The organism is Streptomyces tubbatahanensis, from assembly GCF_022699385.1.
GTDB classification, from domain to species: domain Bacteria; phylum Actinomycetota; class Actinomycetes; order Streptomycetales; family Streptomycetaceae; genus Streptomyces; species Streptomyces diacarni.
Map to the genome: position 1 here is coordinate 7282984 of NZ_CP093846.1, position 12547 is coordinate 7295530.

The 12547-nt window shown below is 73.2% G+C and carries 10 protein-coding genes; 2 read left to right on the forward strand and 8 right to left on the reverse strand.

Features of this window, described 5'->3' with window-relative positions; all coding sequences use genetic code 11:
• Positions 1–82 precede the first annotated feature (82 nt).
• Together MMF93_RS31210 and MMF93_RS31215 are read left to right on the forward strand one after the other, a co-directional pair.
• The gene (locus tag MMF93_RS31210) at positions 83–1195 is read left to right on the forward strand and encodes an ATP-binding protein (protein WP_242756514.1); all 1113 of its coding nucleotides are present in this window, start codon (positions 83–85) and stop codon (positions 1193–1195) included.
• A complete protein-coding gene (locus MMF93_RS31215; RefSeq protein ID WP_242756515.1) occupies positions 1192–4029 on the forward strand; it encodes a DUF5682 family protein in 2838 nt (945 codons plus the stop codon). The genes MMF93_RS31210 and MMF93_RS31215 overlap by 4 nt, the downstream gene beginning before the upstream one ends.
• Before the next feature lie 182 nt (positions 4030–4211).
• Here MMF93_RS31215 and MMF93_RS31220 read toward each other — a convergent pair whose 3' ends face one another.
• Genes MMF93_RS31220 through MMF93_RS31255 form a run of 8 tightly spaced genes read right to left on the reverse strand, consistent with a single transcriptional unit; the run spans position 4212 to position 12361 of the window.
• Complete coding sequence (locus MMF93_RS31220; protein ID WP_242756516.1) at positions 4212–5636, reverse strand: NADH-quinone oxidoreductase subunit N; 1425 nt, start codon at positions 5634–5636, stop codon at positions 4212–4214.
• A complete protein-coding gene (locus tag MMF93_RS31225; protein WP_423835556.1) occupies positions 5633–7138 on the reverse strand; it encodes a complex I subunit 4 family protein in 1506 nt (501 codons plus the stop codon). Before MMF93_RS31225 ends, MMF93_RS31220 begins: the two co-directional genes overlap by 4 nt.
• Before the next feature lie 6 nt (positions 7139–7144).
• Complete coding sequence (locus MMF93_RS31230) at positions 7145–9037, reverse strand: proton-conducting transporter transmembrane domain-containing protein (RefSeq protein WP_242756517.1); 1893 nt, start codon at positions 9035–9037, stop codon at positions 7145–7147.
• The gene (locus MMF93_RS31235; protein WP_242756518.1) at positions 9034–9339 is read right to left on the reverse strand and encodes an NADH-quinone oxidoreductase subunit NuoK; all 306 of its coding nucleotides are present in this window, start codon (positions 9337–9339) and stop codon (positions 9034–9036) included. The genes MMF93_RS31230 and MMF93_RS31235 overlap by 4 nt, the downstream gene beginning before the upstream one ends.
• Positions 9336–9896 carry an NADH-quinone oxidoreductase subunit J gene (locus MMF93_RS31240; RefSeq protein WP_242756519.1) on the reverse strand — a complete coding sequence of 187 codons (561 nt, stop codon included), beginning with the start codon at positions 9894–9896 and terminating at the stop codon, positions 9336–9338. Before MMF93_RS31240 ends, MMF93_RS31235 begins: the two co-directional genes overlap by 4 nt.
• 2 nt (positions 9897–9898) lie before the next feature.
• Positions 9899–10837 (reverse strand): complex I subunit 1 family protein, encoded by a 939-nt coding sequence (locus MMF93_RS31245; RefSeq protein WP_242756520.1) that lies wholly within the window; start codon positions 10835–10837, stop codon positions 9899–9901.
• Positions 10830–12008, reverse strand: a complete 1179-nt coding sequence (locus MMF93_RS31250; protein WP_242756521.1) for a hypothetical protein — start codon at positions 12006–12008, stop codon at positions 10830–10832. Before MMF93_RS31250 ends, MMF93_RS31245 begins: the two co-directional genes overlap by 8 nt.
• A complete protein-coding gene (locus MMF93_RS31255; protein ID WP_242757869.1) occupies positions 11999–12361 on the reverse strand; it encodes an NADH-quinone oxidoreductase subunit A in 363 nt (120 codons plus the stop codon). The genes MMF93_RS31250 and MMF93_RS31255 overlap by 10 nt, the downstream gene beginning before the upstream one ends.
• Between the last annotated feature and the right edge of the window lie 186 nt (positions 12362–12547).

Below are 12547 nucleotides of genomic sequence, written 5' to 3' on the forward strand. Positions count from 1 at the left end.
GCCACGTAGACGGCTGGAACGCACACTCTCTCTTCTTCAACGCCTCCCGCACGAGGCGTTCTCCACCGCGAAAGGCCCTGCTGTGTCCGACCTGTTGCGCGCCCCTGCCGAGATCAAGTACGCCGAAGAGCTCGACTGGCTGGAGTCCGTCGACGACAGCCCCAAGCCCTTCTCGTGGCGGCTGTCGCCGAAGATGGTCCGCTTGTTCGTCCTGGGCTCGGAACCCTCCGACGGCCTGGAGCGGGAGATCTCGCAGAAGTGGTTCGGCGACCGCAGCTTCGTCGAACGCTCCATCGTCACCCTCGCCTCCGACCGCGGGCTGCTGCTCATCGGCGACCCCGGCACGGGCAAGAGCTGGCTGGCCGAGCTGCTGTCCGCCGCGATCTGCCGCAACTCCACGCTCGTCGTGCAGGGCACGGCAGGCACCACCGAGGACCACATCAAGTACTCCTGGAACGTGTCGATGGTCATCGCCAAGGGCCAGTCGCGGGAGTCGATGATCCCCTCACCGGTCATGACGGCGATGGAGAGCGGGGCAATCGGCCGCTTCGAGGAGCTCACCCGCTCCACCAGCGACGTCCAGGACGCGCTGATCTCCATCCTGTCGGAGAAGTACATCTCGGTGCCCGAGCTGGAGCGCGACAGCATCGTCTTCGCCAAGCCCGGCTTCTCCGTCATCGCTACGGCCAACAGCCGCGACCGCGGGGTCAACGACCTGTCCTCGGCGCTCAAACGCCGCTTCAACTTCGTGCGGATACCGGTCGTGACGAACAAGAAGAGCGAGGCGGAGATCGTCCGCTTCCGTACCGAGGAGCTGTTGCGCCGCCACCGGATCGAGCTGGACGTGCCCCCGACGCTGCTCGATGTGCTGCTGCGCAGCTTCGCCGACCTGCGCGCCTCGGCGGCCGCGGCCGGCAGCGACGACGAGAAGCTGGAGTCGGCACTGTCCACGGCGGAACAGATCGGGGTGCTCGAAGACGCGATCCTGCACAGCAACTTCTTCGGCGAGCGGGCCTTGACCGCGCACACACTGGCCTCCTCGCTCGTGGGGTCCCTCGCCCGGCGCGCACCCGAGGACCTGGCGATCCTCAACAAGTACCTGCACGGCGTCGTCGAGCCGCGCGGCAAGGAGGAGGGCGGCTCCTGGAACGAGTTCCTCGAGGGCGGCCGCGACGCGATCGCCACCCTGTCATGAGCGCCCCCGACGAGCGGACCTTCACCGCGCTGCGCACCCAGCTGCACGAGGCCGCCGAAGCGTTCGCCGAAGGCCCGGACGGGCTGCAGGGCATCCTTCTCGGCCTCGTCGACGACGTGGAGCGCGCGGTGCGCGAGCCGCTGGAGATCTTCCCCGTCTGCCACCACTCGCCCGCCTCGGCGCTGGCGATGGCGCGCCGCCTGCGGGACAAGCAGCCCAAGGTCGTCTACCTGGAGCTGTGCGAGGACATGGCACCGCTCCTGCCCGAGCTGCGCAACTGCAAGCTCCCGGTGGCCCTCCAGGCGTTCGCGAGCGAGGCCGACGGCTTCCCTTCGCGGTGGTCGCCGCTGTCCGTGGTCGCGCCGGTCACCGAGGCCTCGGCCGAGTACCAGGCTCTCGCCTACGCGCTGGACACCCCCGGGGTGGAGCTGGTCCTCGTCGACCGCTCCTCGGACCACGTCTTCCAGTGGGACGCGCGCGGCGAGACGTCGGCCGAGCCCGCCACCGCCCAGGCGGGCCCGGACGCCCCGCCCCCTGAGGAGGAGGCGGCGCTCCACGGTGACGCGGTCGGTGTGGAGATCGGCGACCTGCGGCCCCGCTTCGCCGACCTGGAGGAGCACCTGCTGCGCCACGGCAGGGTGCGGCACTGGTCGGAGTGGTGGCACCAGTACGTCGAGCTGCCGCTGGGCGACAGCGACCACGACACCTACCGCCAGGTCATGTTCCTCATCGGCAGCCTCTTCCGGCGGCTGGCCCCCGGAGACGCGCACCGGGTGCGCGTCGACGAGGACCGCGAGCGCTACATGTGGACGCGCATGCGGGAACATCTGGCGGCGAGCGGCACCGACCCGGCCGACTGCCTCTACGTCTGCGGTGCTTTCCACGCGGCCAGCCGCGTCGCGGAGTTCGGCGTCCGCGGCAGCGACACCTTCGAGATCAGCCCCGTGAGCGCCACCAGGTGGCAGCACGGTCTGATCCCGTCCAGCCACGCGGCGATCGAGGCGCAGTTCGGTCTCGCCGCGGGGTCGGTGTCGATCGCCTCGACCGTCTGGGCGAAGAACCTCCGGCGCACGCGTGTGAAGCCGTACCGGCTGGCCGGCCAGGCCGGCACGAGGAAGCCGAAGGCCAAGAAGGCGGCCGCCGCCTCGGCTGCCCCGCCGGACCGGGCGACGGCGGGCGACCCCGCCGTGCCGCCGCCGGACAAGCTGACCGGTTTCCTGCGGCAAGAGCCCGCCCTGGACCGGCTCGACGAGGCCGAACTGCTCGGCTGGTCGGTGGAGATCGTGCGCGCGGCCCGCCGTAACGGCTACCTCGCCTCCACCGCCGACGCCATCGCGGTGTTCGAGACGTCGATCCTGCTGGCAGGGGTGCGCGAGAGGGCCAAGCCGACGCCGTACGACTTCCAGGACGCGGCCGTCACCTGCATCGAGAAGGACACCGTGCCAGGGCGCCGGGACGTGCGCCGTCTCGTGGAGATCATGATGGGCGGCGACCGCGTCGGCCGGGTCGGCTACGACGCGCTGCCCCCGCTGGCCCGCGACGTGCACGACCGGCTCGCACCGCTGGATCTGGGGCTCCAGCAGCGCGGCGTACGCCGGGCGCTGCTGGACATCGCGGGCCGGCCCGAGCTCGCACACTGCTCCGACGTGCTGTGGATGCTGCGGTACCTGCTGCCGCAGGGCGCGGCCCGGCCCATCATGGGCGAGCGGAAGCTGGGGGAGCGACCGATCCAGGAGTCCTGGGACCTCGCGCTGGGCACCCACCAGCGTGCCCTCATCGAACTGGGCTACGAGGGCGTCAGCATCGAGCAGGTACTCGAACAGCGGCTGCGCCGCAGGGCGTACGGTCCGCAGGCCACCGCGGCGGTGGTGCTGGAGGCTGTCGAGGCGGCGACGCTGCATCTGCCGGGCCGCCGGTTCGCCGACGAACTCGGTGCCCGCGCCCTGGAGGTGCTCTCGGGCGAACGCACGGTCGACGGCGCCCCCGAGGTGCTGCGGCGCGTACGGCGGCTGCTGGCGTACTACCGCACCGCCGAGCCGGCGCTCCCGCCGTGGATCGAGTCCTTCGCCAAGGCGGGCTACGCGCACTACTGCACCCTGCTGCCCACGGCGTTCACCGACGAGGACGCCACCGTGCCGCAGGTCGCGGCGATGCTGGGCTTCCTCTTCAGCATGGAATCCCTCGCGCTGTCACTGGGCTGCGACCGGACGCAGCTCCAACTCGCTCTCGCCCAGTCGCACCCGCGGGACGCCTCGAAGACGGCACTGCTGTGGGCGGCGCAGACCCAGCTGGGCCACCTGACCCGCGCCGATGTGCGGGCCAGATGCGCCGAGCTGCTCGGCAACCCGCTGACGCTGGAGGCCTATCCGCGCTACCTCAGCGGCTTCGTGAACGCGCTGGAACCGGTCCCGGAACTGACCGACTTCGTCGTGGAAGCCGTCTCCGAGGCGTTCGGACGTCTGCCCGACCCGGTGCTCCTGCCGTGGCTGCCGTCCCTGATCACCACCTTGCGCGCCGGCGGGGCCGAGCTCGCCCCGCTCCTGATCCGGGAGGCCGGCCGCACCTTCCCCGGCCGTCTCGACGCGCTGGACGCGTGGACACCGCCCTGGCGGGCACAGCCCGCGGCCGAGGACGTACGTCCCGCCCGTGGGACCGCCGGCGGCCGCCCCGCGCACCTGCTCGCCGCCCACCCGGCGACGTGTGACGCGATGGCGGACCTGCTGGGCTGCGAGGGCACGTGGCACAGGTCAGGTTCGCAGAGCCCGGGCCTGGCACTGGCGACCCGCCACCCCGAGACGTCCAAGGCCCTGGAGGCGCTGCTGGCCTCCGCGTGACGGGCCGGGGCCTCGCTCGCCACGACAGCGTGACCCCACGTACCGCACGTGGCCCCACGAACCGCACGTGGCCCCACGTACCGCACGTGGCCCCACGACCCCCCCCGTGGCCCCACGCCCCCCCCGTGGCCGCGCGGTCTCACGCAGGCCGCGCGGCCTCACGCGTGGCACGTGGGGGCCGATCACCGCAGGAGAGGTCCCGTCGTGAGGGGGAGGAGCGTTCCGCCGGCGAGGCCGAGGAGGAGGGAGGCGGTGGCAGCGGCGCAGGCGGTGGCGACGGTTCCGCGGCCCGCGGTCCGGTGGGTGGCGGCCTGCTGCTCGTGGGGTGCGGGGCGGAAGAGCGGGGCGAGCCAGCGCAGGTAGTAGAAGAGCGAGGCGACGGTGTTGGCGACGGCGAGCGCGGCCAGCCAGGTGTAGCCGCCCTCGACGGCGGCGCTGAAGATCTCCAGCTTGCCGAGGAACACGCCGGTCGGTGGTGTGCCGACCAGGCCGAGCAGGCAGACGACGAGGACGGCGGCGAGAGCCGGCCGGTGTCGGGCCAGACCGCGGTAGTCCTCCAGCGTGCGGGCGTGGGGGAGTGCGGTGACGGCGGCGAAGGCGCCGAGGTTGGTCACCGTGTAGGCGAGCAGGTAGAAGAGCAGGCTCTGTTGTGCCAGGCCGGTCCGCGCGGCGACAGGGAAGGCGACAAGGAGGTAGCCGACCTGCCCGATCGTCGAGTAGGCGAGCAGTCGTTGGACGGAGGTCTGGAAGAACGCGGCCAGGTTCCCCAGTGACATGGAGAGGGCGGCGAGGAGGGCGAAGAGCCAGGGCCAGTGGAGTGCGGTGCCCCACAGAACCTGGTGGGCGAGGCGGTAGGCGCCGATGAGCCCGCCGACCTTGGTCAGGGTGGTGACGTGGGCGGCGACGGGGGCGAGGGCGCCGTCGGTGACGTCGGGCACCCAGAAGTGCGCGGGGACGGCCCCGGCCTTGAACAGCACGCCTGCCAGCACGGCCAGGGAGCCGACGGCGACCAGAGCGGGGGAAGCGTGGGGGAGGGTGGTGCGCAGGTCGCTGTAGAGCGTGCTGCCCCCGGCGCCGTAGAGCACGGCAGTGCCGGCGAGCATGAGGGTGCCGAGCAGCGCTCCGAGGAGGTAGTACTTCAGGGCGGCCTCGGTGCCCCGCCCGTCCTTGGCGAACGCCGCCAGGGCGTAAGCGGGCACGCCGGCGAGCAGGAAACCCGCGAAGAGCAGCAGCAGATCGTTGGCACCGGCCAGGACGAGCGTCCCGGCGCCGCTCATCAGCAGCAGGACGTAGAACTCGCTCTCACGCGCGTGCGAGCGCACGGTCGGCGCGGCCATCGCCACGATCAGCAGCAGTCCGCCGAGTACGGCCAGGCGGCCGAGGCCGGTGGCGGCGTCGACGGCGAAGGTGTGGGCGAAGACGGTCTGTTCGCGCCCGGTGGCCATGGTCCACGCGGTGGCCGCCACGCCCGCCAGGCAGGCTGCCGCCGCGAGCACGGCCACGGCCCACTGGCGTCGGCGGGGCAGCAGGCTTCCGGCGAGCAGGCCCACCACCGCGGCGCCGAGCAGGATCGTCTCGGGCAGGAGCGCGGCGAGGTTCTCGTTCACCTGGCCACCAGTTGGGTCACGGTGCGGCTGGCCGGTTCGACGACGTCCAGCAGGAAGCGCGGGGCGACGCCGATGACGAGCGCCGCGCCCAGGAGCGGCACGGTCGCTGCCGCCTCGCTGGGCACCAGATCGTGGACGCCCGTGGCGGGGGCGGCGGCGGGCAGACGTGAGGGGCCGAGGAACATGTGGCGGAGCGCGCGCAGGAAGAGCGCGGCGGTGATCAGCAGGCCGGTGAGCGCGCACGTCGTCGCGACCGCCTGTGAGGCGAGGCTGCCGGTGAGGATCTGGAACTCGGCGATGAAACCGGAGAAGCCCGGGATGCCGAGGCCGGCGAAGGCGGCGACGCCGGTGGCGGCGGCGAACCGCGGGGCGCGCGAGGACAGCCCCGAGTAGGCGTCCATGGCGTAGGTGCCGCCGCGGTCGTGCAGGACGCCCGTGAGCAGGAACAGTGCGCCGGTGAGCAGACCGTGGCTGACCATCTGCACCACAGCGCCGGTCACCGCAAGGGAGCGGGCCTGTGCGTCGGTTCCGGCGAGGACGCCCGCGGCGCCGATGGCGAGGAGGATGTACCCCATGTGCGTGACCGACGTGTAGGCGATCATGCGTTTGAAGTCGGTCTGCGCCAGCGCGACCAGCGCGCCGTAGACGACCGAGACGGTGCCGACGATGACGAAGACCAGCGCGTACCGGCGCCAGCTGCCCGGCAGCAGGGGCATGGCGATGCGCACGAAACCGTAGGCGCCCATCTTCAACAGGACGCCCGCCAGGATGGCCGAACCCGCGGCGGGCGCTTCGGTGTGGGCGGGCGGCAGCCAGGTGTGGAAGGGCACCGTGGGCGTCTTGACGGCCAGCCCGACACCGAGCGCCAGCAGGACGAGACCCGCGTACAGGCCCTGGCCGGCGAGCGGGTTGCCGCGGACCAGCTCCAGCAGGTCGAAGGTGTGCGGGGTGGCGGCGAGGGAGAGCCCGATGAAGCCGAGCAGCAGGGCGAGCGATCCGGTGAACGTGTAGAGGAAGAAGGTGAGGGCCGCCGCGCGGGCGCGCCCGCCGTGGCCCCAGCCCGCGATGACGAAGAACATCCCGACGAGGGACAGGTCGAAGAAGACGAAGAAGAGGATCAGGTCGAGGGCGACGAACAGCCCGACGCTCACCGTCTGCAGGAAGAGGAACAGACACACGTAGGAGCGCACCCGGCGCGTCTCACGCAGCGAGTAGAGGGCGGTGGCCAAGAACAGCAGGCACGTCATGGCGACGAGCGGCAGGGAGAGGCCGTCGACGCCGACGTGGTAGCCCACCCCGGCCGCGGGGAGCCACGGGTGGTGTTGCTGGTACTGCATGCCGCCGTGCGGGTCGAAGCCCACCCACAGGCCGACGACCAGCGCCAGATCGGCCGCGGCGGTGCCGGCCCACACCCGCGCGCACACCCTGTCGGGCACCGAGCGCGGAGCCAGGGCGAGGCCGACGCAGGCGAGCAGGGGCAGGAAGGTGACGAGGGTCAGCACGAACGATTACCTCACCAACAGCACGATCGAGAGCAGCAGGGCGAAACCGACGACGGCCTGGGCGTAGTACTGGTGCAGCAGCCCGGTCTGTGGTCTGCGCGCCCACGCGCCGAGCCGGCGGCATCCCGCGGCCACCGCCCGCACGGCGCCGTCGAGGCCGCGGTCGTCAGCCCGTGCGGCGCCCCGTGCCAACGTCAGGCCGCCGCGCGCGAGGTGGCGGACGGCCCCGTCGACGGCCCGGTCGTCGAACGCGGCCAGTGCCCGGGCCAGCGCGAGCGCGGGCCGCACCAGCACGGCACGAGCCGCCCGCTCCATGGAGAGCCAGTCGGCCGCCCACCGCTTCCCGGCGGACGCCGTACGCGCGGCGTGGGCGGAGCGCGGCAGCCACCACCAGGCCGCGCCCGCCGCTGCCAGGGCGACGGCGGCCGAGAGCGCCATCTCCCACGGGGCGGGGGCGTGTTGCCCGTCGCCCCCGAGCAGGTCGCGCAGCGGGCCGGAGAGCGCAGGCAGCGCCGCCACTCCCAGGAACACGGCGGCCGCCGCGAGCACCACCACAGGCGTGGACACCGAGCGGGCCGGCTCCCGGACGCCGCGCCGCCCGCCGTCCTGGTCCTGGCCGTGGTCGTGGTCGTGGTCGTGCGGCAGCGGACGGGTGACGTACCACAGCGCCTTGACGCTGTAGCCGGCGGCGACCGCGGCAGCGGCGAGGCCGAGGGCGTACAGCCCCGGGCTCTGCGCGCGGGCGGCGGCCAGCACCTCGTCCTTGGCCACCCACAGCGACAGCGGCGGCAGCCCCGCCAGCGCCAGCGCGCCGGCCACGAACCCGGCTCCCATCAGCGGGTGGCGGCGCACGGCCCCGCGCAGCGGGGGCAGTTGTTCGGTGCCCAGCGACGTCAGCCAGGCTCCGGCGGCCAGGAACAGCGCCGACTTCGCGGCGGCGTGCGCGAGCAGTTGCAGCGTGCCCCCGGCCGGATCGCCCACGCCTGCGGCCAGCACCATGAAGCCGACCTGGGAAGATGTCGACGCCGCCAGCAGTTGCTTGAGAGCGCGCTGCGCCACGGCGACCACGCCGAGAGCCAGCGCGGTCACGCCGCCCGTCCAGGCGACCAGAGGAGCGGCCCACCCGGTCGCCACCAGCAGGGGGTGCAGGCGCAGCAGCAGGTAGGCGCCCGCGGCGACCATGGTGGCCGAGTGCAGCAGCGCGGAGACCGGACCGGGGCCGCGCATCGCGTGCGAGAGCCAGAACGAGAACGGCAGCTGCGCCGACTTGCCCAGCGCCGCGACGACGAGCCCCGCGCACGCCACGTGCCGCCACCCTCCCTGAGTGCCGGACAGCGCGGTGAGGTCGAGGGAGCCCACCCCGCCGGCCACGGCGGCGCCCGCGGCGAGGTAGAGGCCCAGGTCGGCGGCGCGCGTGGTCACGAACGCGGTGTCGGCCGCCCGCACCCGGTCGGGCTGGTGCCACCAGAAGCCGATCAGCGCCCAACTGGCCGCCCCCATCACCTCCCAGGCCATGAGCAGCAAAGGGAGGGTGGTCGCGGTGACGGTGACCGTCATCGCACCGGCGAACAGCAGCATCAGCCCGAAGAACCGCCCCCGGTTCTCCCGCGGCCCCAGCTCACCGGGCGAGGCCACGAGCACCGCCGTGGTGACCGCCGCGACCGCGACCACGAGGACGGCGGAGAGGCCGTCGACCCGCAGCCCGGCGCGTACCCCGGCGAACAGCGGGGCGCTCGCCTCGGGCCGGAACACCGCGCAGGCGACGGCGAGCCCGAAGGTGCCCGCCGCGGCGGCGAGTCCGAGCCCGGGGGCGAGGGCGTTCCAGCGGCGACCGCTCAGGAGCAGCACGGCTCCCGCGCCCAGCGGGAGAGCGATCAGCGCCCACAGCAGCGCGCTCACCCTTTCAACTCCCCGGCCATGTCGGTCGTGTCCACCTGGCGGGCGCGGTAGAGGGCGGTGGTGACGGCGAACCCCATGGCCATCTCCACCGCCATCGCCACCACCGCGACCACGATGACGACCTGGCCGTCCGCGGCGGCCGGAGCCAGGAAGTGCCAGAAGTCGGCCGCGGCCACGATCACCCCGCCGATCATCAGCTCGATCCCCATCATGATCATGACGATGGACTGCTGGGACAGCGCGCCGAACAGGCCGACGGAGAACAGTCCGGCCGCCAGGACGAGCACCAACTCGAAGGTCATCGGCCCACCCCTCCGCCGGCCGGGTCACGGGCAGGGCGCCGGTCGAGGTCGTCACCGAGCCGGTCGTAGCGGCCACGGTGCAGGGCCAGGACGGTGGCCGCGACCATGGTGGCCAGCAGCACGAAACCGAGCACGACCATCGTCAGCATCTGCCCGCCCATCAGCGCCTTCCCCACCTGGAACGTCGTGTCGCGCGGCGGGGACCCCCTCCGGTGCGGCCAGTCCACCAGGAAGACGGCGGCGGTCAGCGACGCGAACACCGCGGCGCTGATCGAGAGCGCGCCGCGCTTGTTGTGCAGCATCGACATCGGCATCAGACCGGCCGGATTCATCATGTAGGCGACCATGAAGACGGCCATCACGACCATCTCCATGACCATCATCAACACGGTCACCACGCCCAGGTACGGAAGTCCGAGCACGAACACCACGCCGCCGACGCACACCAGCGAACCCAGCAGCGCGAAGGTGGCCCGGGCCATCGAGTCGCAGACGAACACCGCGACCGCGCAGGCGAGCGCCACCACGCCCAGACCCCACAGCAACACCGCCTCCACTCTCAACCTCCTTGACGGACCAGGACGACCAACGACACGGCCAGCACCTGCACGAGCGTCAACGGCAGCAACACCACCCAGGCGAGCTCCACATAGCGGTCGGCGCGCACCACCGGCACCCGGCGCAGCCCGTACACCAGCAGGCCCAGCACCGCCAGCGTCTTGAGCAGCGACCACGCCCAGGCGGGCAGCACCGGCCCGTTGCCACCGCCGAGGAACAGCGGCACCGCCATCGCGGCCCCGGCCGTCAGCCACAGCCACCGGCCCGCCTGGAGCAGCAGCCTGTCCACCCCGGACGCCTCAGCCAGTACGCCGCCGGCCAGATCGCGTCCCGCCGGGTAGGCGAACGGCCCCAGAAAGGCGAAGGCCAGCACCCCCGCGAGATGGACGAGGAAGCCGACGGGCATCCACACCACGAACCACAGCCCCTGCTGGGCCGCGACGATGTCCGCGAGCCGCAGCGACTGCGCCCCGGTCGCGGCGGAGATCAGCGCGAACATCAGCGGCAGCTCGTACGCCAGTCCCTGGGCGACGAACCGGTAGCCGCCGACCAGGGAGAACACGGAGTTCGGCCCCCAGCCCGCCAGCCAGAGCCCGGCCCAGGTGAGCACCTCCATCGCGTTGAACCAGACCAGGCCCACCGACAGATCGGCGACACCGTGGTGCCCGAACGGAACGACCAGCACGGACAGTACGGCGGCCGCGGGGACGACGAGCACGCCCAGCCGCCACAGCAGCCGGTCGGCTGCCGGCAGGGTGCGGGGCTGCGCCGTCAGCAGCCGCGGCACCTCCAGCAGCCGCCGCCCGACCGCTGCGAGGGAACGGCGACGGCCCGCGTGTTGTGCGGCCGCACACGTGTCGGCGGCCAGCGCCAGCAGCGCCCCCGTCAGGAGCAGAGCCGGCGCGAGCAGCACCGACCACCACCGTCCCGCCTCAACCATGGACCCGAGCCCTCGGCGCCGCGGTCGCCAGCTCGTCGGGGTCGGGATCGAGGCTCGCGACGATCAGCCGGGCCGCTGCCAGCTCGGCGCCCCGCAGCAGCTGAGGCAGGACGCCTACCAAGGCGGCCGAAGGCCTCAGACCGTCCCGCACCCACCCACGCGGACCCACGCCGTCGGTGCCCAGCGGGGTGGCGTCCTCCAGCAGGCTCGTGGCGTGCACGGTGGAGGCGAGCCAGGCCCGGTACCGGGCGGGGACGTCACCGCGGACCTGGCCCACCGCAGGGCCGAGCCCGGTCTCCGCTGTGCCGGTTGCGGCGCGCTCGGCGGCGCGCTGCGCCTCTGCCTCGGTCAGCTCACCGATCCCGCGGGTCAGCCAGTACAGCACCCGGGACCGGCCGACGCGGCGGGCGAACCGCTCCACGCGGGGCCGGACGGCGGCGGCGTCCACGCCGGTCAGCAGCTCGTCCCGCAGCCGACGGGCGGTCGTCGCGGCGGCCTGCCACCCGGCGACCGAGAGCAGCCGGGCCAGGCTGTCGAGATGCGCGGCCGCCCGGCGCCGGGCGGCCGCGCCCACCGTCACCCGCTCCCCGGCCTCCGCACGCAGCCAGGGCTCCGCCCAGAACGGGGGAGAGGGCGCGGCCGCAGGCGGGGGCAGCCCCTCGACGCGGGCCTGTTCGACGACATCGCCCTGCAGGGTGAGGCGGAGCGTCAGCCCCGTCGGCCAGTCGGACAGCAGGGGCCCCAGCGGCACGTGCAGCCGATCCAGCGTCAGTCCGTCACGGTCGGAACCCACCTGCGCCATCGGCAACTCGGCCGAGGGGCGCCCGGCCTGGACGGGCCCGGCCGTACCGCGCTGACCGGCCGCGGACGCCAGCATGGCGCGGCAGTCGTCGACAACCTCGGGGACCGCCTCCGCGCCACGCACGCGGGCCCGGCAGCGCGGCTCGGGCATGTCCTGCCACAGCCGGTCGAACGCCGGTTCAAGACACGGGCAGTCGGGGCCCGCGACGAGCAGCACGTCGGCGTCCGCGGGGGCGTCGGCGCTCGGCACGTCGAGGCGGCGCAGGTGCCGCTCGACCGCCAGGCGCACCGCGGTTCCGCCCGGTGTGGTCACCAAGAGCACGTGCGGCCGGGCGGCCGTCGCCCGCAGCAGGGCGCCCCTCAGGTCCATCGCAGGGCACCTTCCCGCCAGGCGTACGTCACCCCGGCGAAGAGGATCCCCAAGAAGACGAACATCTCGATCACGGCGCCGGGACCCACCGCGGAGATCACCAGCGTCCACGGGTACATGAAGACCATCTCCATGTCGAAGGCGAGGAAGAGCATGGTGACCGTGTACCAGCGGACGTGGAACCGGCTGACCGCGTGTTCGGCCGGCTCAAGACCCGAGCCGAACGGAACGGCGGACAACGGCTGTGCCGAGACCCGCAGCAGCCGGGAGAGACCGTGGAGTCCGCCCACCGCGAGCAGGACCACGGCCAACAGCGACAGCGCGGCGGTGGGGCCACCGACCGGGCCGTTCAGCACCTTCCGCTCCCTTCCACGGTGACCGTCCGGCGCGCGTGTACCCCTGGGGGGCATGCTCAATCGTGTGTGTCCGTGCCGGATCTAGAGGGTCGCCGCTGCCCGCCTGCTCCCGTGGAAGGCGCGCCAGAGGACCGGCCCCCGCCCGGCCGTTCGAGTCGCCGCGCGGCGCAGCGACCGGCTCGT